A 19,068-nucleotide genomic window follows, 5' to 3' on the forward strand; every position below is an offset into this window, starting at 1 on the left:
TCGAGGGTGTGCGGTTCTGGTGGAGCTTTGCCGGCCCGGTCAGCGCAGGCGCAGACCCGGGAAGCCCGGCGGCAGAGACGCGAGGGCATCCCCGGCCTGGGCGACGACCCATGACGTGCCGTCGACGACGACCCCGGGACGGCCGACGTGGCTGGGCAGCTGGCGCGTGAGGGGCGTGCTGAGATAGCTGCCGGGCGGCGGTACGGGGATCCGCAGCGCCTCGGCCATGGCGCGACCCCGGGGGTTGCCGGCCAGGAGCAGCACGCCCTCGTCACGCAACGTGCGGCCCGCGAGGCGCACGACCCGTTCCAGGGTGGCACCTCTGTCCCGGTCGCGGTCCCGGTCCTGGTCGGCGACGAGCAGGCTGAGCGATGCGGCGTGCACGATGCGGTGGCGCACCTGACGGAAGAGCTCGGCGACCCGGGCGACGTCGTCGGGCCGGGCGAGGACGGCCTCGCGGGTCCGCCCGTCCAGGGTGAGCAGGACGTTCTCGGGGAAAGGCGCGTTGCGGTGCAGCCAGAGGGTGGCGCTCGGGGTCAGGCGCCCGTCGCGGGCCCGGACGAGCCCGGCGGACCAGCGGACGCGGGCGTCCTCCACGTACACGACGAGGTACGTCGTGCCGTCCTCACCCGGGTCCGGTAGCGGCTCGGCACCGCGCGGTGCGTGCAGCACCACGCGGGTACGGACCGGTACGGGACGCCTCTGGGGCCACTCCCAGACCAGCGTGGCGGGCCGGCCGGAGCGGAACGGGAACGCGTTGCGGCCAAGAGCTCGCGCCAACTCCGCCGCCACATACTCGCGTTCGGCTTCCGACAACTGTTCCGGGTCGAAGCGGCCGGTGGTCCGCGGACCGAGCGCGGTGTCCAGGGCGTCCCGGACGATCCGGGAAAGGATCAGGCCGTCCGGGTCGAGCTCGTTGAACACCCGTGCGAGATCCATGAGTTGGGTGTCGTACGCGGACAGGTCCACGCGCGGCAGGAGGATCACGCAGACCACGTCGCCCGCGGCGCTGCGCACCTCTTCCGGGCTGTAGGCCTCCGCCAGCGTGCCGTGCCCGTCCGCCTCCTCCTCGGAGAGCACGGTGTACGCCTCCGGGGACACACACAGCAGCGCGTCGTCCGGGTAGTCGGCCCGGGCCCGGTCGAACGCGGTCGAACGCAGCATCGTCCTCGTGTACTCGACAGCCAGGTCCCTCTCCGGTGCGAGGAGCACCGGCCCCTTGTGGACCGCGAGGCTGACGGCCGCACGGTCGAGCCGGAGCTGCACGCGCTCGACGAGGGCGGGGACGAGCCGGGCGAGGGGGGTGACGGCGTCGGCGAACAGGACGAGGCCGTCGTCCAGAGTCTGGGCCTGCGGTTCGCGCACGCCGAGCGAGGCGAGGTCGCGGAGCAACGCGCCGGCGAGGGGTGCGAGCGCGCGGACGGGGAGGTCGGCGCGGACCACGATCACGAACCGGTCGTAGGCGCGGGCCTCGCCGCGCAACCGCAGGGCCGCCTCGCGGGTGGCCGCGTCGTCGGTGCCGTCGAGCAGAGCCAGCGCCCGGCCGACCACCGCCTCCATTTCGACGGGACGTCCGAGGGACAGCAGCGTGTCTGCCATCCGGACCAGGATCCGCGCCTCCTCTGGACGGCGCCCCACGCCATGGAAGGCGGCGGCCAACTTTCCCTGAACCTCAAGGAGTTCGTGAATCTCAGGGGTCACGTTCAGAGCCTCTTCGAGGCAGTGGAGCGTGTCGGTGAGCTCCGAGCAGGTGGTGTCCTCGAACCGGGCCAGGGCCTCTCTGGCGCGGGCGGCCGCGAATTCGACGCGGAGCGGTCCGGCGGTGAGGGCCAGTCGGGCGAGGAGGAGCAGGGTGTGCCCGTAGGTCGCGCTGTCGGCCTCCAGAACCGTGGAGCTCACCTCGCCCAGCGTGTCGCGCGCGGCCTCGTACAGTCCGACCCGGTACAGGGAGCTCGCCAGGGCGAGCACCGCGCGGGCGGTGGCCGGTCCTGGATAGTCATCGAGATGCCGTCGGGCGGCAGAGGAGAAACGGACGCGGTACACGGGCGTGGAGCCCACGTCCTGGAGCAGGAGCAGCGTGTCGGGGTCCACCGACGGGAACGCGAGGGCGTTGGGCACCCACACCTCGGGGTGTGGCGCGGGCAGGGGCTCGATGCCGAGGAGTTCCGGGAGCATGCTGTCAGGGTGGTGTTCGCGGTAGAGCCCGGCGGCGGCCCGGCGGTGGAACTCACGGATGCGCGCCCGGGACAGCTCGCGCCGCTCGTCGTATCCCGGTTGCCGGGCGATCTCCTCGTACACGACGGAGGGGAAGGCGTAGCGCCCCCGCCGGGCGGGTTCGAGCAGTCGCTCGGCCACGAGGTCGTCGAGGTGCCGGGTGATGCGGTCGGGACCGATGTCCAGGACGGCGGCGGCCTCCTCCGCGGTGAACTCGTCGGCCGTGATCTCCGCGAGGCGCACGAGGACGCGGCTGCTGACCGAATCGTCGAGCACGCTGCGGACGGCGGTCTCAGGATCGACCGCGTCGCCCTCGCCCATTGCGTTGACGACCAGATGACGGGCGCGCAGGGCTACGTTGCTGTCGGAGGAGTCGAGCGCCGCCCTCAGCACGCGCATACTGAGCGGCCACCAGTGACCCTCCACCGCCGACCGCATCGCCAGCAGGCGGCTCACGTCCTCGCCCGCCAGGGGCGGCAGCTCGACCACGAGGTGGTCGGACCAGCCGGCCGATGGCAGCCGTCGGCCCGTCACCACGACCGCACAGTCCTCCGGCAGTTCGGCCGCGAGCATGCCGACGAAGTGATCGTCGCCCACGTCGTCCAGGACCAGGAGGACACGCCTCCCCCGCAACCGGGCGAGGACGGCGTCCACGCATTCCTTGACCGTCTTGAAGGAACCCTCCCCCGCGTCACCGCCCATGTCGGCGAGCAGTCCGAGCAGCGCCACCATCGGGTCCACGGGGCGCCGGCCGGAGGCCCGGAGCGGCACGAAGTGCACCCCGTCGGGGAAGTCGGCGGCCGCGCGGTGGGCCACGGCGAGGGCCAGGGCGGTCCGTCCGGCGCCGGGGACGGCCCACGCCGCGGTGATCCACAGGACCGGGCGCCGGCCGTCGGCGAACACGTCGCGGGCCAGCCGCTTCGCGAGCCTGTCGTGACCCACGTACGGCACCGGAACCGGCGGCAGGTCCACGACAGGCGCAGGGTCGGCACCCCGCTCCGGCTCCGCCAACCCCAGCAGCTCCAGCGTCCGCCGCGACGCCCGCGCGAACGCCGCCCGTTCCGCGGCCAGCGACTGAGCGCCCTCGCCGCCCTGGGCCACCGACGGCAGGCCCGTACGCCCCGTCCCCCGGTTCGCGAGATGGGCGTCGAGGGCCTGGTGGAGGGCCCAGACCTCGTGGGCCGGGAGGTGTTCCCCAAGGACCTCCTGGGCCTCGGGCGGGAGGGCGAGTTCGACGGCGCCGCCCTCGTCCGTGACGGCGAAGACGCCGCTGGTGACGACCTCGGCCACGTCCGCGAGCGCCGCGTCCGGGACGAGCGTCGCCCGTACCAGGTGCAGCAGGCGCAGGCTGAGCCGGTCGAAGGGGGCGCAGAGGACGGCGAGGCGGGCGGCGCGCGGGGAGGCGGTGCGGAGGAAGCGGCGGGTGAGTTCGGCGGGCGGGAGCGGGGTCGCCGGGGGTCGGGCGGGCCCGCCGTAACCGGTCGAGGGGCGGCCGGTCGGCGGGACGAGGACGGCGGTGCAGCCCTCCGGGTCGCCGCGCATGAGGGTCTGCGACCAGCGGCCGAGGGAGTGCGGGGTGAGGGAGAGGACGGGCACGGGCAGCCACTCGCCGTGCTCGTCCTCGTCACCGCGCCCGGGGGCGAGGAGGGCGGGCGGTTCGACGGGGACGCGGCTGCGCGGGCTGCCGGGGGCGGCCGGGATGAAGCGGGTGGTGGGCAGGTTGAGGCCGCCGCGCCGCCACAGTTTGGTGGGCAGCGGGTTGAGCAGCGCGGTGGGCTGGGCGCCGGCCCAGTCTCGGATCAGGTGCCAGATCTCCGGGCGGCGCCAGGACTCGGCCATGCAGTCGGAGACGACCACGACCAGCCGCCGGCCGTCGGCCGCGCGCAGCGGACCGAGGGCGCGGGGCTCTCCCTGGGCGTCGAAGGTGAGGTCGGTGACCTGGAGGGTACGGAAGGCGCCGAGGCGGTCGAGGACGGCGGTGAACTCGGTGACGGTCTCGGCCCACACCCGCATGCCGGGCGAGCGGTCGACGACGAGGACGAGGTCGAACCAGCGCTCGGGCTCGGCCCTGAGGACGGGGATGAGTTCGCCGCTGCGGGCGTAGCCGTCGACGGTGGCGTCGATGTCGAGGGCGCTGCCGCGGCCTTCGGGCCAGCGCCGTTTCCAGGGGCGCAGGGCACGGGTGAGTTCCAGGGCGCGCGGCAGTCCGCCGGCGTGGGGTGCGGCGACGGCCCGGCCGTGGACGGGGGTGGCGCTGCCGGGGAGCCGTTCGTGCAGGGGGCGGGCGGAGGTCCCGCCGGACGGTGCGTCGTCCGGGGCGGTACGGGGTGGCGGGGTGGTGCCGCCGGGCCGGTCGGGTACGTCGTCGGGACGGTCCGCGGGTGGTACGGGGCGCCGCCGCGCGGCCGGGTCCGGCTCCCCGTCGGAGGCCGGGGACACGGGAGCGGGTGCGGGTGCGGCGCCCTCGGCCGCGCCCATGTGCGCGGCCAGCCACAGCGCCTCCGCCAGCGCCGTGCCGTCCAGTTCGGGGACGGCGGTGCGCAGGGCGGAGAGCAGCCGGGGCAGCGGATCAGGCATGCGAGAGCTCGCGCAGGATGAGGTCCTCGACGGCCTGGCGGCGCGCCTCGTCGGGGGCGTCGATGCCGGCGAGGAGGTGGACGGCGTTGAGGAGCTGGTCGACGGCGAGGCTCTCGCCCGCGCCGAGCCGTTCGAGGAAGGCGCTGACGAGCCGGCCGGCCTCGGGCGTGCCGGCCCGCTCCGTGCCCATGTGGGCCTCGACGATGCGCAGCAGGGTCTCGGGGGTGGGCAGCGGCATGGTGTAGCGGACGCAGCGGCGCAGGAAGGCGGCGGGGAAGTCGCGTTCGCCGTTGCTGGTCATGACGATGAACGGGAACTCGGTGCACTGCACCCGCCCGCGCCGTACGTCGTGGTGCGCGTCGCCCTGCCATTCGCGTACGGCGACGACGTCGGTGCCGTAGCGGGCGAGTTCGGGGATCTCGAACTCGCCGCGCTCCAGGACGTCGAGGAGGTCGCTGGGCAGGTCGAGGTCGCTCTTGTCGATCTCGTCGATGAGCAGCGCGCGGGGCCGGTCGGTGGGCAGCAGGGCGGTGCCGAGCGGGCCCATGCGCAGGAAGGGCGCGATCTCGTCGCCCTGCGAGCCGTCCCCGCGCGAGCCGTCGCCCGGGGTCGTGCCGCCCGCGGCCGTCCCGTCCGGGCCCTGGAGGCGCTGGGCGTGGATGCGGCCGAGGGCGTCGTAGCGGTAGAGGGCGTCGGCGAGGCTGCTGCGGGAGGTGATGTGCCAGCGCAGCACGGTGCCGAGGTCGAGTTCGGCGGCGACCTGTTCGATCACCGTGGACTTGCCGGAGCCGGCGGGTCCGGTGACGAGCAGCGGGCGGCGCAGCGCGAGCGCGGCGTTGACGGCCTCGACGAGGCCGGCCGGCGGCACGAACTGCCGGTGCATCGAGCGGCGCGGGAACTCGCGCCAGGGCGGGGCGGGCGGCAGGGCGACCCGGTCCTCGGCGCGCGCGGGCGGGGTGCCGTGGCCCGCGTAGAAGGGCTGCCAGGTCATGCGTGTTCCTCCCGGTCCGTCGGGCGGCGCGGCCCCGGTGGAGCCACCCCCGGCCCCACGTCCTGATCCTCGTAGGCGAATTGCTCGTACCGCTCGTACCGCTCGTACTGCTCGAACCACGTGCAGAAGTCGAGCCACTCGGTGCCGTCCCACACGGTGCGCAGTCCGGCCAGGTGGTGCAGGGCGCCGGGGCCGTCGGGCGCGGGCGGCTGTCCGCCGCCCGCCGGGCGTGCGCTCCACCTCTCGCGGTAGGCGTGGCAGAAGGCGCCGGGCAGCTGGTGCCAGTGGGCGTCGACGGAGCGGCGTACGGCGGCGGGTGCCGGTGGGGCCTCGGGGTCCTGGTCCGGCCACATCACGATGGGCGAGGAGGCGAGCAGGGTCTCCATCAGGCCGGTGAGCTGGGCGGGGCGGTGGGCGAGGGCGAGGGCGCGGGTGGGCGGCGCGTCCATGAGACGGGCGCGCAGCTCGGGGGCGCGGCGGGTGTCGCCCTCGCCGAGCCAGTCGACGCGGCTGCCGTCGGGGCTCTCTTCGAGGGTCTTGAGGATGCCGCGGGCGTGGTCGTTGATCCAGAAGAGGTGGTCGGGTGGCTGGATCCGGTCGCTCCAGCGCAGGACCACGTCGTAGAGCGTGCCGAGGCGCCGGCCGATGTCGGCCTCCTCTGGCCGCCAGGTCGCGAGCAGCGGGGCGGGGGCGGCGATCTCCACCCGGCGCAGTGGTGCGTCGAGCGCCCGGGCGAGCCGGCCGGCCCAGCGCAGTACGCCGAGGAGGGTGCGTTCGGTGCCCGTACGGTCCTGGGCGGGGCAGGGGAACTCCTCGCGGTGGCGGACGGTGCCGCCGTCGAGGAGCCAGGCCTCCAGGGTCTCGGGCCATTCGTCGCCGATCGCGGAGTGGAGGCTGACGACCAGCCGGAGCCGCAGCTCGGTGGTGTGCCGGGCGAGCCCGGCGAAGGCGTCGTTGAGGTCGATGACGGCGCCGGTGTCCTTGGCCCAGGCGCGCAAAACGGGATTCTGCGGGTCGACGTCGGTGTCCCGGGCGAGCCGGGCGACGAAGGCGGCGAGGGGTGCGGTACGGCTCCGGCCGGCGCGCGGGGCGCGGAGGAGCAGGTGTTCGACGGCGTCACGGAGGAGGTCGGTGCCGGTGGAGTCGGGCAGCGGATCGGCCGACGCGGGGCCGAACCCGGCCCCGAAGCCCGCCCCGGCCCCGTACCCGGCCGCCCCGGCGACGCTCCCGGTGCCGGTCGCGACGGCGGCGAGGGTACGGCGCAGGAGCGCGGTGGTGAGGTCGGCGCCGGGCCAGGCCTCCAGGAGCGCGAGGGTGCGGACGGCGTCCCGCAGGGCGTCGAGGACGCCCGCCGCCCAGCGGCGTTCGGCGCCGGCGAGCTCCGGAAGCCGGGCCCGCAGGGCCTCCAGATCGCGAGGGTGGGCGACGGTGTCAGCGAGGGAGAGGGAGGGGAAGGGGTACGGGCCGGGGCCTGGCCCGACGGGGCCGGGCTCGCCGGATCCGGGAGCGCCGCCGCCCTGGGCCCCCGGCAGGGCGGACCCGGGCGGCACCGGGCCGGGAGCCCGGGCCGTACGCTCCGCGCCCGGCACCGCGCGGCGGCCCGCCCCCGTACCGTCGCTGCCCTCAGGCGTCAACGGGCCGAGCGCGCGGGCGAGTTCGGAGCGTCCGAGGGAGCCGAGCATGGAGGCCCCGCGCATCGCGTGCCGGGCGTTGCGGGCGAGCCACAGCGGGGCGGTGGCGAAGGCGGCACCGTCGTAGTCGGCCCAGTGGACGTTCTGGCCGAGGGCGCCGCCGTCCCGGCGGACGGCCTGGGCGACGACCGCGCCGGTCAGGGTCTCCCCGGCGTCGGAGACCCCGGCCTCCAGCACCTTGACGACGGTGGTGGAGAAGCGCAGCGCGTACGCCTCCTCGTCGGCACCCGCGGCCATGAGGAGGGAGAGCCGGGTGTCGCCGCGCCGGATGCCGTTCGCGAGGGAGGGCAGATCGGGCAGGGCGTTGCCGGCGTGGCAGGTGTCGACGAGGGCGACGAGCCCGTCGAGGCCGGTGGTGTCGAGGAGGGCGCCGAGCAGCGAGCCGAGGTCGACCGCGCTGAGCGGGTCCTCGGGGCGCGAGTCCTCGGCCATGTAGTGGAGTTGGGTGCCGGCGGCCATGCCGTGGCCGAGGAAGGCGAGCACCAGGACGGCGCCCGCGTCGGCCGCGGCGTGCCCGGCCCGTCGTACCTCCTTCTCGACCCTCTCGCGGGTGAGTCCGGGGCCGTGGAGGAGCGTCCGGCCGAGCTCCGGGTCCTGGGCGCAGGCACCCGCCCACGGGGTGGTGAGGGTCCGGTGGAGGGAGCGGGCGGCCGTGTCGAGCTCGTCGAGGAGGCCCAGGCCGGGGCACTGGGCCCCGATCACCAGCACATGGCGCGGTCCGCTCATCGCTCCGCGAGGGTGGTGAGCGCTTCGACGAGGGGCCCGGCGACGGCGGGCTGCGCCAGGTACTTGGCGGCCGGGTGCACCCAGGCGCCGTCGGAGTCGACGCGGTGGCTGACGGGGGCGGTGCCGGCGGCGTTCGGCTTGACCACGTCCTCCAGGCGCGGCCGGGCGGCGACGAGGTCGTCGCGGTCCCAGAAGTTGAGCCAGCGGCCGACGTTTTCGGGGGTGCCGAGGTGCGGGCGGACCCGTGGGCCGACGGCGGTGCGGATGCCGAGGGGTGAGCCGAGAGTGACGAACAGCGGTACGTCGACGGGGTGTTCGCGCAGGGCCTGTTCGTGCAGGGTCTCCAGGGCGACGACGGTGCCGAGCGAGTGGGCGACGACGATGTTGGGGCCGTGCGGATCGAGGCAGTCGGCGACACGGGCGCGGATGCGCTGGTCGAGGGTGCTGGTGCCGTCGGACTCGGCGCGGTTGAGGTAGCGGGCGACCTGGCCGAGGATGCCCGCGGTGACCCGGGCGCTGACCCAGCCGCCGACGGCGCGGAGTCCCGGGACGGCGAGCAGGCTGGTGACGGCGTTGACGACGTGCCGGGCGGGCGCGCCCGCGCCCTGGGCCCCGGCGGGCGGGGCGAGCCGGGTGCGGGCGGCGCGCAGGGCGCCGGCCTCGGCGGGGGTGAGCGACGCCGGGTCGGCGAGGCGGGCGTCGACGGCTTCGAGGAGCAGGGCGGCGAGGAGCGTGTCGTCCTGGCCCTCGCTCTGGGACGCGTCCGGGCGCGCGGGGGTGGGGGCAAGCGCGGGCGCGGGGGTGGGGGTGGTCCGGGCCGCGCCGGTGCCCTGGGCTCCGGCGGTACGGAACAGGTCGCCGTAGTGGGCGAAGCGGGCGTCCGCCGCCCAGCCCCGGGTGAGGGCCGAGACCTGCGCGGAGTGGCCCGCGGCGCGGGCGCCGGCGGCGACCGCGCGCAGCCATTCGTCCAGCTCGGCGGCGGCGTCGCGGGGAGCGCCGATGCCGTGGACGAAGACCAGGCGAGGCTTCATTGCTCCCCCGTTCGACATGGTGTTCCGGCTGATCCTGTCCGGTGCGGCGGGGCCGGAGCAAGCCGCCCGGGGGTGGACCGTAGGTTCTCGGCCAACTCCCCCGGGCACCTTGGCCGGAAGCGCATGGTCCGTCCAGGTCAATGCGGGTGGGTCAGTGCAGGTGAGTCAGTGCGTCCCGGTGCCGCCGACCAGTTCCTCGATGCGGGCGAGGGCGTCGTGGGCCGCGTACTCCTTGGCGAGGGCGGCGGCCCGCTCCCGGTGGGCCGAGGTGTCGAGGACCGTGTCGACGGCCGTGCGCAGGGCGGCGTCGCTGGGGTCGGCGGTGCGCAGGTTGACTCCGGTGCCGGTCCATTCGACGCGGGCGGCGACCTCGGGCTTGTCCTCGCTGTCGCCGGCCACGACGACCGGCACGCCGTGGGCGAGGGCCGCCTGCGTGCCGCCGTAACCGCCGTTGGTCACCAACACGTCGGCAAGCGGGAGGAGTTCGGCGAAGGGCACGAAGCCGGCGACGATCGCGTTGCCGGGGACGGGCGCGGGGGCGAGGGCCGCGGCGAACTGCTCGGCGGCGTCCGGACGTCCGGTGGCGGCCACGACCAGCACGTCCTCGCGGTCGGCGAGAGCACGCACGGTGGGCACGACGAGCCGCGCCAACTCGGCGTTGGCGAGGGTGCCCTGGGTGGTGACGACGATCCGCTTCCCGGCCGCGCGGGCCCGTTCGAGCTCCGGCCACCAGGCGGGCCGCGCCTGCCCGTCGGCAGCGGGGATCGGGATCGCGCCGACGAACCGGACGCCGGCCGGTTGGTCGCTGCGCGGATACTCGAAGCCCGGCACGGTCAGCTGGAGGAAGACGTCGGCCGAGTCGGTGAGCGTCCGGCCCAGCGGCCCCTCGGGCAGAGTGGCGCCCGCCGCGGTGAAGCAGGCCCGCAGATGGGCGGTGAGGGGCGCGCGGTGCTCGGCCATGCGGGCGGCGATCTGCGCGTACTCGGCCCGCTGGGCGTCGTCCACGGGCGGCAGCAGCCCGAGCACATGCGGCGCGGTGTCCCGGCTCTCCACGCCGAGCGGCGAGATGCCGACGCTGTACGTGGTGGGGCGGGCGTCCGGCGCGGCGCCGAGGGAGAGTGCGGCACCGCCGAAGAAGAGGTTGTCGTAGAGGACGGCGGTGGCCGGGAACCCGGCCAGGATCTCCTTCAGGGCGCGGTGCTGATGGGGCGTCGGGTCGCCGAAGACATGCATGACGTCCCACATGGTCTGCGCCGGACCGGCCGGGACCTGCGCGCGCTCGGGGAAGCGCGCGGTGAAGTCCCGGTCGTCGAAGTCCGCTTCGGGGGGCAGCGCACGGAACTCGGGTCCGGCCACCCGGACTTCGGCGGCGAAGCGGGCACCGCCGAGGAAGACGACCTCGTGGCCGGAGGCGGCGAGATGGCCCGCGATGCGGAGCAGCGGGGCATGGTGGCCGGCGGCGGGTGTGGCGGCGACGAGAACCTTGGGCATCGTGGTGTTCCCCCTGGGTATGCGGTGCGGTGCGGTGTGGTGCCGTCGCGCGCCGGTACGACGCGCGGAGCGAGCGTATGAGCTGGTGAGACGGGCTTCCGAAGGGTTGGACGGGCGCGGCGCGTCGGCCATGTCAGGTACGGGACTTCCAGCGACGCCCACGCGCGGCGACGCGCGCTTCGAGCAGCCGGCTGTAGTGCGCGGCGCGCTCGCCGTCGATGTCGAGGCACCGGAAGATCTCCAGGACCGTCTCGGCGTACGGTGCGCGTCCGACGAGCCCGATCCGTACCAGCGGCCAGAAGCCTTCGGTGACGGCTTCGCGGATCTGGTCCTCGATCCCGGCCGGCTCCGCGGGGACGAACTCGACGGTGGCGATGGTCCAGAGCGTGTCGAGGAACTCGTCGCGGGCGAGTGCCGAGTGGTCGCCGGAGAGTGCGGCGACGAGGACGCCGACGGCCGCCGGCGTGCAGGCGAAGAGATCGCCGTTCCACTCGACGTGTCCGTTGAGAGAGTACCCCCGCAGTTCCGCCGGCGTCTCGGCGGTGAGGATCGCCTCGAAGAGCAGCGGCAGGTGTTCGGCGGTGTCGCCGCAGCCGCAGCGCAACGCCGCCCAGTCGTACCGGGCCAGCTCCTCTTTGACGAACTCGTCGAGCTCCATTCCGTACCCCCGTTCGTGCCTGTGCCGACATCACCACCCTTTCATCCGGCCGGGCCCCGGACGGGCCCCGGCCGGGGAGAATGGGCGTCGTGAAGATCACCGCGCGGGAACTCAACCGGGCCACGCTCCACCGCCAACTGCTCCTGGAGCGCGCCTCGCTGGACGTCGCAGAAGGGGTGCGGCGGGTGGTGGCCCTCCAGGCGCAGCAGCCCGGGTCGCCGTACGTGGCGCTGTGGAACCGGCTCGCGGGTTTCGACCCGGCCGGGCTCGACGCGGCGTTCACGGACCGCACGGTCGTGAAGGCGACGCTGATGCGGATCACGCTGCACGCGGTGCACGCCGAGGACTACCCGGTCTTCCGGGAGGCGCTCCAGCCGACGTTGTACGCGTCCAAGCTCGGCAGCCGGACGGGGCTGCCGCCCGCGGAGGTACTGGCTCTGGTGCCGGGGCTCCTCGACTTCACGGCGGTGCCGCGCGGCACCGCGGAGCTGCGGGCCTGGCTGGAGGAGCGGGTCGGGGCGGAGGCGCGGGACGGGGCCTGGTGGGGGCTGAAGGGGTATGCGCCGCTGCACCATCATCCGACCGGCGGCCCCTGGTCGTTCAGTGACCGGCCCTCGTACGTGGCGGCCGGGAGCGGTCCGCTGCCGGAGGGCCCGGAGGGCGCGCCCGAGGCGCTGCGACGGCTCGTGGTGCGGTATCTGGAGGGCTTCGGCCCGGCGTCGGTGGCGGACCTGGCACAGTTCGGCATGCTGCGCCGGGGGCCGGTGCGGCAGGCGCTCCGCGCGCTCGACGGTGAGGTGGAGAGGCTCGAAGGACCGGCCGGGGAGGAGCTGTTCGACCTGGTGGGGGCGGAGCGGCCGGACGGGGCGACGCCCGCGCCCGCGCGGCTGCTCGGGATGTGGGACAGCGTGCTCCTGGCGTACGCCGACCGCAGCCGGGTGGTGCCGCCGGAGCTGCGGCGGACGGTGATCCGGGTCAACGGCGACGTGCTGCCGACGCTGCTCGTCGACGGGCGGGTGGCGGGGGTCTGGCGGCCGGCCGACGGCGGGATCGAGGCGACGGCCTTCGCCGAGCTGCCGGAGCCGGTCTGGGACGAGCTGGCCGAGGAGGCCCGCTCCCTGTGCGCGCTGCTCGCCGGACGCGACCCGGAGCTGTACGGGCGGCGGTACGGGCACTGGTGGGCGAAGCTGCCGACGGGTCGGGTCCGGCTGCTGCCGGGGTAGCGGGGGCGGCCCGTGACCACGCTCGGAAAGGAGCACCGTCTGCCCCCTGGGGGGCGCGAGGCGGGGCCGGTCGGGTGGCCGGCCCCGCGGCGCTGGGGTTCGTCAGTGCCAGTACTTCATGTCCGTACCTCCTCCTGCTGCGGTGAAGGGCGTGCGGGCATTCACTTCGGCGCGGGCGCCGTTCAGTGCCAGTACTTCATGACGTGACCTCCTCCCCCGTGACGGGGCGCAGCGTCACCTCGAAGCGGTCGAGGCCGCGCAGGGTGAGGTTGCGCCGGTGGTGGGGTTCCGCGACCGCCCGTGCGCCGGGGTGGTCCGTGGCGAGGGTCGTGAGGACCGATCCGGCGAGCCGGATCGCCATGGACGCGCCCAGGCAGGCGTGGGCCCCGCGGCCGAACCCGAGGTGCGGGTTGGGCGCGCGGTCGAGTCGCAGCTCGGTGGGGTGGGCGAAGCGCAGCGGGTCGTGGTTGGCCGCGCCGAGGAGCAGGGTGACCGGGTCGCCCGCCTTGACGGGGACGCCGCCGAGTTCGGTGTCGGCGACGCAGACGCGGGCGTCGGCCTGGACGGGGGCGTCGAAGCGGACGAGTTCGTCGACGGCGGTGCCGATGCCGGGGCCGGGGCCGGCCGCGCGGAGGGCGGCGAGGGCGCCGGGGGTGGTGAGCAGGGCCGCGGCGGCGTTGCCGAGGAGCCGGGAGGCGGATTCGTAGCCGGCGTGCAGGACGGCGCGCAGGCTGTTGCGGAGCACGGCCGGGTCGACGCCGCTGGTGTCGGCGTGCGCGGCGACGTACGCGATGAGGCCGTCGGCGGGCGGGTCGGCGAGCCAGCCGCCGGCGTACGCGGCGAGTTCGGCGCGCGCGGCGACGGCGGGTTCGTGTTTCTCGGGCCACAGCCCGGCGTCCATGCCGTCGACGACGGTGCGGGACATGGGCACGAACCAGTCGAGGTCCGGGGCGGGCACGCCGAGGAAGGCGGTCACGAAGCGCAGCGCGAGGGGTTCGGCGAGTTCGCCGACGAAGTCGAAGGAGGGGCGTTCGGCGAGCTCGGCGAGGAGCTGTTTGACCTGCCGGTCGAGGTCTTCGTGGAGGGCGTGCCGGTCCTGGGCGCGGAAGCCGTCGAGCAGGAGGTGCCGGATGGCGGTGTGCTCGGGCGGGTCGAGGGTCTGGACGCTGAGCAGGGGCGCGGGGATGTCCTCGCCGGCGCGGCGCCAGTCGGAGGCGAAGCGAGTGCTGTCGGTGAGGACGGCGAGGCAGTCGGCGTGCCGGGTGAGGACCCAGGAGCCGAGGAGCTCGTGCCAGAACACGGGGGTGTTCTCGCGCAGTGCGGCGTAGGCCGGGTAGGGGTTCCGGAGCAGTTCGGGACGGGCGAGCCGCAGGATCGGATCGGTTGCCGCCGGGTGCTCGACGGGTGCCACGAATATGCCTCCCCTCCGCAGTGGGCCCTGGTCGGGCCGTAAATGCTGTCGGTTGAGCTGTGCGGAACAAACGTTTCGCCGGTGGGCGTCCCGGTTCCGCGGGCAATTCTCCGTGCTGATCGTCGGTGACGCTACCACGCAACTTCCGTGGCTGGTATGACTACTTGCCGCAGATCTTTCTCACGCTCTCGGGGAGTGGCGGATGTCGGATCAGAGCCGGACCATCGTGCACGACGTACCGTTGAACGTGGCCCAACAGCCGGATCCGTACCCGTTGTTCGAGCGGATCCGCGAGCACGGGGTGGTGCAGCGGGTACGGCTGAATCCGACCCTTGAGGTCTGGATGGTGACGGGGTACGACGAGGCGGTGGCGGCGCTCACGGATCCGCGGCTGAGCAGCAGCCCGGCCGGAGTGAACGGGCTCGAAGAGGAGATGGCCCACCAGGAGCGCACCAATGTCCTGATGGCCAGCATGCTGGTCGCCGACGGCACGGATCACACTCGGTTGCGCAATCTGGTGTCGCGGGCGTTCACGGCGCGCCGGGTCGAGGCGATGGCGCCGCGGATCCAGGAGCACACCGACGCGTTCCTCGACGCCTTCGCCGGGCGCGGATCGGCCGATCTGGTGGCGGAGTTCGCGCTGCCGCTGCCGATGGCGGTGCTCAGCGAGCTGATCGGCATCCCGGCCGAGGGGCAGCCGGACTTCGCGCGGCTCGCGGTCGGTCTGATCATGCCGCCGAACACGCCCGAGCGGCTCGCGAAGGGGGCCCGGGCGCGGGCCGAGCTCACCGAGTTCTACGAGCCGTTGATCGCCGCCCGGCGCAGGGAGCCGCGGGACGACCTGCTGAGCGCGCTGTGCGCGGCGCAGGCCGAGGCACGGATCAGTGACCGCGAACTGACCGCCATGGCCATCCTGTTGACGCTCGCCGGGCACGAGACCACGGCGAGTCTGATCGCCAACGGGGTGCACGCGCTGCTTCGCCATCCCGGCCAGTTCGCGGCTCTGCGCGACGACCAGGGCCTGCTGCCCGGGGCGATCGAGGAACTGCTGCGCTACGAGGGACCGGTGAGCCGCGGGGTCGCGCGCTTCACCGTGGACGCGTACGAGATCGGCGGGGTCACCATCCCGGCCGGCGAGATGATCATCATCGGTCTCGCCGCGGCCAACCGCGACCCGGCCCGTTTCGACCGCCCCGACATCCTCGACGTGGCCCGCCGGGAGATGCCGCAACAGCTCGCTTTCGGCCATGGCATGCACTTCTGTCTGGGTGCGCCGCTGGCCCGCGCCGAGGCCCGGATCGCGCTCGGGACGCTGCTGCGCCGCTTCCCCGATCTGCGGCTGACCGACCCGGACGAGGACCTGACCCGGCGCGAGGGCATCCTGCGCGGGATGGCGACGCTGCCGGTCAGCTTCACACCGGTGCCGACGGTCTCTGCAGGTGCCGGTACGGGCGGGCGCGCGTGAACGGGGCGCGGGCCCGGGCGGGGGCTCGGGCCGGGGCCGGCACCGCCGCCTTCGACGCCATCGCGCCGACGTACGACGCCTCACGCGGCGGCACCGCCCGGGCGGCGGGCTTCGCCGGCCAGCTGGCCCCGCTGCTCGACCCGGGCGAGCCGGTCCTCGACATCGGGGTGGGCACCGGGATCGTGGCGGCCGAACTGGGCCGTGTCTTGTGGGGCAGGCCGGATCAGCGAGCGGCGTTCGGTGCCGTGGATCCCAAGGCGGAGGAGGGAGACGACGCGGAGCGTCGGCGACCGACGACAACGCGGCGAGGCTTCCCCTCGGCCCTGGCGGGCCTGGGGAGACCCCATGTGCCGGGCGTCGGAAGCCCGGCAAGTCCCACAAGACACGGCCTCACAGCGCGCGGCCACCGGGTGTACGGCGTCGACCTGTCCCCCGGCATGCTGGCGCACGCCCGTAGCCGGCTCGGGGCCCGGGTCGCGGTGGGGGACGCGGGCCGGCTGCCGGTCCGTACGGCATCGGTCGCCCAGGCGGTGTCCACCTGGCTGCTGCACGCGGGCCCCGCCCCGCGCGCGGTGTTCGCCGAGGTGGCGCGGGTGCTGCGACCCGGGGGCCGCTATCTGGTGATCCCGGCGCGCGGGATGCGGCCCGCCGACGACATCGGGCGGATCGTGGGCGAGCTGGAGGACCGGCTCGACCCGGACGGCACCCGCCAGGACTCCCCCGCCCTGCTCGCGCCGGTCGCCGCCGCGCACGGGCTGTGCTACGAGGGCCCGGCGAGCGAACGGCCCGCCGTCTTCCATGTGTCACCGGAGGGCATGGCCCGCTCGATCGCCGACGGGCGCCTGTTCACCGGCGCCTGGCAGGTCCGCCCGGAGGACCTGCCCCTGGTCGCGGAGGCCTGCGCGCGGCTGCGGGCGCTGCCGGAGCCGTGGCGCCCGCGGGTCCGCGAGATGGCCGACTTCGTGATGGTGTTCCGCAAGGCGTGAGACGGCGGCCGGCCCGCGCATCGGCCGGCCGTCACTGGCCGTGGCGCAGAGCCGCCGCGTAGGCCTCGTCCGGGTCCAGACGGCGCAGTTCCTCGGCGATCAGTTCGGCGGTGGTGCGCACCTTGAGGGCCATCACCCGGTTCGGCTGGCCCGGGATGGCGAGGTGGGCGACGGGTCCCTCGGGGCGGTCGATGACGATCTCGCCGTCCGGGGTGCCGAGGCGGACGGCCGTGACCACGGGGCCGTCGGTGACGACCCGGTCGACGGGGACGTTCAGCCGGTCGCCGAACCAGCGGGCGAGGAGTTCGGCGCTGGGGTTCTCCGCCTCGCTCTCGACGACGGCCGAGGTGACCGTCGTACGCGCCTGGTCGAGGGCGGCGGCGAGCATCGAGCGCCACGGGGTGAGGCGGGTCCAGGCGAGGTCGGTGTCGCCCGGTGCGTACGAGGCGGCGCGGGCCGCGAGCGCGCCCAGCGGGTCCTCGACGGCGTAGGTGTCGGTGATACGGCGCTGGGCGAGCGCCCCGAGCGGGTCGCGGGAGGGCACCTCGGGGGCGTCGACCGGCCACCAGACGACGACCGGCGCGTCCGGCAGCAGCAGCGGCAGGACGACGGAGTCGGCACGCCGGGCGACCTCGCCCTGCATCCGCAGCAGCACGGTCTCGCCGGCCCCGGCGTCGGTGCCGACCCGGACCTCGGCGTCGAGCCTCGGCTCGTTGCGGCCGCGCGGGCCCCGGGCGTGCCGCTTGATCACCACGAGGGTGCGCGAGGGGTGCTCGCGGGAGGCCTCGTTGGCGGCCTTCACGGAGTCGTAGGCGTTCTCCTCGTCGGTGACGATGACGAGGGTGAGCACCGCGCCGACGGCGGGGGTGCCGACGGCGCGCCGGGCCGACAGGATCGCCTTGTTGATGCTGCTGGAGTTGGTGTCCGTGAGATCGATCTTCATGACCGGCACCGGTCCCTTCCGTCGCGTTCCCGCATGCGCGGCTCTCCCCCTGCTCTCCCCGTGGCGTGCTCTCCCCGTAGCGCCGGATCGGCTCCGGATCTTCCCGGGAACGGGCCTCTCATTGTTCAGATGACGGTTCAGATTGTCAGGACCAGTTTGCCCCGGGTGTGGCCCTCGCTGCCGCGCCGCCATGCCTCGGCGGCCTCGCGCAGCGGCAGTTCCTTCTCGACGAAGACGGTGAGCCGGCCCTCGTCGGCGAGTGCGGCCAGGGTCGCGAGGCCGGCGCCGTCGGGCCGTACCCACAGATAGTGCCCGCCGAAGGCGGCGGCCCGGTGGTCGGCGATGGAGACCAGGCGGCCGGGGGTGCGGACGAGTTCGGCGGAGACGTCGACGGACTCGCCGCCGACGAAGTCGAGGGCGGCGTCGACGCCGTCCGGGGCCAGTTCGCGGACCCGGTCGGCGAGCCCGGGGCCGTACGCGACGGGTTCGGCGCCCATGTCGAGCAGGAAGCCGTGGTTGGCGGGGCTCGCGGTGCCGATCACCCGGGCGCCGCGGGCGGTCAGGATCTGCACGGCGAGCGAGCCGACGCCCCCGGCGGCGGCGTGGACGAGGACGGTGTCGCCGGACGCGCAGCCGGCCCGGTCGGCGGACTGGAGCGCGGTGAGCCCGGCGAGCGGCAGTCCGGCGGCCTGGGCCCAGCTCAGCGAGCGGGGTTTGCGGGCGAGCATGCGGACCGGGACCGCGACCTGTTCGGCGTAGGCGCCGTGCTCGGCGCTGTCCTTGCGGATGTAGCCGATGACCTCGTCGCCCGGGGTGAACTCGGGCGAGTCGAGGCCGTTGCTCGCGACGACGCCGGCGACGTCCCAGCCGGGGATCATCGGGAAGTGGCTCACCATGATCGGGTCGAGCGCGCCGGCGGCGAGCTTCCAGTCGACCGGGTTGACGCCGGCGGCCCGGACGTGGACCAGGACCTCGCCCGGGGCGACCTTGGGGTCGGGGAGCTCCATCAGGGTGAGCGCGTCGGAGCCGCCGTACTCCGGCACGGCCATGGCCTTCACGGGGTCAGTCCTCCGTCTCGCGGGCGCTGGTGTGCTCGGGTTCGGGCTCCTCGGGGGCGGGCTCCTCGGGGGCGGCTTCGTCCGGCGAGGCGCCGGCGAGGGCACCGGCCCGGCGGTTGACGACGGCCGCGGCGGCGAGCGCCGTGCCGAGGAAGGCGGTGGCGACCACCCAGGGGCGGTCGAGGACGTGCCCGGTGGCGTGGTCGAGCGAGAGCCGGCCGGCGCCGGTGATGCCGATCGCGGCGGCGGTGAAGCCGAGGAAGGCGGGGTACTCGTAGCCGCCGCTCATGGCGAAGAAGCCGGCCGGGGCGTGCACGGCGACCGCGCCCGCCATGGCGCCCGCGGCGGCGGCGCCGGCCGCGGGGGTGGCGAGGCCCAGGGCGAGCATCACTCCGCCGCCCGCCTCGCCGAGCCCGGCGGCGACGGCGCTCTCCCGGCCCGGATGGAAGCCCATGGCCTCCATCGCCTTGGTGGTGCCCTCGATCCCGCCGCCGCCGAACCAGCCGAGCAGCTTCTGGGTGCCGTGCGCGGCGAGCACGGCACCGGTGCCGACCCGCAGGACGAGCAGCCCGAGGTCGCGTCGGTTGAAAGCGGTCATGTCGG

At 75.0% G+C, this 19,068-nt stretch carries 13 protein-coding genes; 3 read left to right on the forward strand and 10 right to left on the reverse strand.

What is annotated here, in order from left to right; all coding sequences use genetic code 11:
- Nucleotides 1-39: 39 nt before the first annotated feature.
- From AB0C73_RS06420 to AB0C73_RS06445, 6 genes are all read right to left on the reverse strand, one after another.
- Nucleotides 40-4,791, reverse strand: a complete 4,752-nt coding sequence (locus AB0C73_RS06420; RefSeq protein ID WP_362525273.1) for a NaeI family type II restriction endonuclease — start codon at nt 4,789-4,791, stop codon at nt 40-42.
- Entirely contained in the window at nt 4,784-5,782 is a 999-nt protein-coding gene (locus AB0C73_RS06425) for an AAA family ATPase (protein WP_362525276.1), read from the reverse strand. Before AB0C73_RS06425 ends, AB0C73_RS06420 begins: the two co-directional genes overlap by 8 nt.
- Entirely contained in the window at nt 5,779-8,199 is a 2,421-nt protein-coding gene (locus AB0C73_RS06430) for a hypothetical protein (RefSeq protein WP_362525279.1), read from the reverse strand. Before AB0C73_RS06430 ends, AB0C73_RS06425 begins: the two co-directional genes overlap by 4 nt.
- Nucleotides 8,196-9,230: an alpha/beta hydrolase gene (locus AB0C73_RS06435; RefSeq protein ID WP_362525282.1), complete on the reverse strand. Its 1,035-nt coding sequence runs from the start codon at nt 9,228-9,230 to the stop codon at nt 8,196-8,198. The genes AB0C73_RS06430 and AB0C73_RS06435 overlap by 4 nt, the downstream gene beginning before the upstream one ends.
- A 165-nt stretch (nt 9,231-9,395) precedes the next feature.
- Nucleotides 9,396-10,721 carry a nucleotide disphospho-sugar-binding domain-containing protein gene (locus AB0C73_RS06440; protein ID WP_362525285.1) on the reverse strand — a complete coding sequence of 442 codons (1,326 nt, stop codon included), beginning with the start codon at nt 10,719-10,721 and terminating at the stop codon, nt 9,396-9,398.
- 133 nt (nt 10,722-10,854) lie between these two features.
- Nucleotides 10,855-11,379, reverse strand: coding sequence for a hypothetical protein (locus AB0C73_RS06445; protein ID WP_362525287.1), 525 nt, complete (start codon nt 11,377-11,379; stop codon nt 10,855-10,857).
- 89 nt (nt 11,380-11,468) lie between these two features.
- On the opposite strand from AB0C73_RS06445, the gene AB0C73_RS06450 reads away from it, so the two are divergent.
- A complete protein-coding gene (locus AB0C73_RS06450; RefSeq protein ID WP_362525290.1) occupies nt 11,469-12,602 on the forward strand; it encodes a winged helix DNA-binding domain-containing protein in 1,134 nt (377 codons plus the stop codon).
- A 196-nt stretch (nt 12,603-12,798) separates the two neighbouring features.
- On the opposite strand, the gene AB0C73_RS06455 is transcribed toward AB0C73_RS06450, so the two are convergent.
- Nucleotides 12,799-14,013, reverse strand: coding sequence for a cytochrome P450 (locus tag AB0C73_RS06455; RefSeq protein WP_362525292.1), 1,215 nt, complete (start codon nt 14,011-14,013; stop codon nt 12,799-12,801).
- Between the two features lie 202 nt (nt 14,014-14,215).
- On the opposite strand from AB0C73_RS06455, the gene AB0C73_RS06460 reads away from it, so the two are divergent.
- Entirely contained in the window at nt 14,216-15,478 is a 1,263-nt protein-coding gene (locus AB0C73_RS06460; protein WP_362525294.1) for a cytochrome P450, read from the forward strand.
- On the forward strand, nt 15,475-16,464 hold the full coding sequence (locus AB0C73_RS06465) for a methyltransferase domain-containing protein (protein WP_362525297.1): 990 nt from the start codon (nt 15,475-15,477) through the stop codon (nt 16,462-16,464). The genes AB0C73_RS06460 and AB0C73_RS06465 overlap by 4 nt, the downstream gene beginning before the upstream one ends.
- Before the next feature lie 31 nt (nt 16,465-16,495).
- Here AB0C73_RS06465 and opcA read toward each other — a convergent pair whose 3' ends face one another.
- From opcA to AB0C73_RS06480, 3 genes are all read right to left on the reverse strand, one after another.
- Nucleotides 16,496-17,407, reverse strand: coding sequence for a glucose-6-phosphate dehydrogenase assembly protein OpcA (opcA, locus tag AB0C73_RS06470; RefSeq protein WP_362525300.1), 912 nt, complete (start codon nt 17,405-17,407; stop codon nt 16,496-16,498).
- Nucleotides 17,408-17,544: 137 nt separating this feature from the next.
- Nucleotides 17,545-18,465 carry an NADP-dependent oxidoreductase gene (locus AB0C73_RS06475; protein ID WP_362525301.1) on the reverse strand — a complete coding sequence of 307 codons (921 nt, stop codon included), beginning with the start codon at nt 18,463-18,465 and terminating at the stop codon, nt 17,545-17,547.
- A gap of 4 nt (nt 18,466-18,469) precedes the next feature.
- Nucleotides 18,470-19,063, reverse strand: a complete 594-nt coding sequence (locus AB0C73_RS06480) for a DoxX family protein (protein ID WP_362525303.1) — start codon at nt 19,061-19,063, stop codon at nt 18,470-18,472.
- Nucleotides 19,064-19,068: the final 5 nt, after the last annotated feature.

The sequence above is a fragment of the Streptomyces sp. NPDC048623 genome (assembly GCF_040650755.1).
GTDB lineage: Bacteria > Actinomycetota > Actinomycetes > Streptomycetales > Streptomycetaceae > Streptomyces.

Bases quoted from the DNA above. Each gene is read 5' to 3' on its own strand.
- AB0C73_RS06425 (WP_362525276.1), bottom strand. From the start codon at position 5,782: ATGACCTGGCAGCCCTTCTACGCGGGCCACGGCACCCCGCCCGCGCGC.
- AB0C73_RS06460 (WP_362525294.1), top strand. From the start codon at position 14,216: ATGTCGGATCAGAGCCGGACCATCGTGCACGACGTACCGTTGAACGTG.
- opcA (WP_362525300.1), bottom strand. From the start codon at position 17,407: ATGAAGATCGATCTCACGGACACCAACTCCAGCAGCATCAACAAGGCG.
- AB0C73_RS06445 (WP_362525287.1), bottom strand. From the start codon at position 11,379: ATGGAGCTCGACGAGTTCGTCAAAGAGGAGCTGGCCCGGTACGACTGG.
- AB0C73_RS06435 (WP_362525282.1), bottom strand. From the start codon at position 9,230: ATGAAGCCTCGCCTGGTCTTCGTCCACGGCATCGGCGCTCCCCGCGAC.
- AB0C73_RS06420 (WP_362525273.1), bottom strand. From the start codon at position 4,791: ATGCCTGATCCGCTGCCCCGGCTGCTCTCCGCCCTGCGCACCGCCGTC.
- AB0C73_RS06440 (WP_362525285.1), bottom strand. From the start codon at position 10,721: ATGCCCAAGGTTCTCGTCGCCGCCACACCCGCCGCCGGCCACCATGCC.
- AB0C73_RS06430 (WP_362525279.1), bottom strand. From the start codon at position 8,199: ATGAGCGGACCGCGCCATGTGCTGGTGATCGGGGCCCAGTGCCCCGGC.
- AB0C73_RS06480 (WP_362525303.1), bottom strand. From the start codon at position 19,063: ATGACCGCTTTCAACCGACGCGACCTCGGGCTGCTCGTCCTGCGGGTC.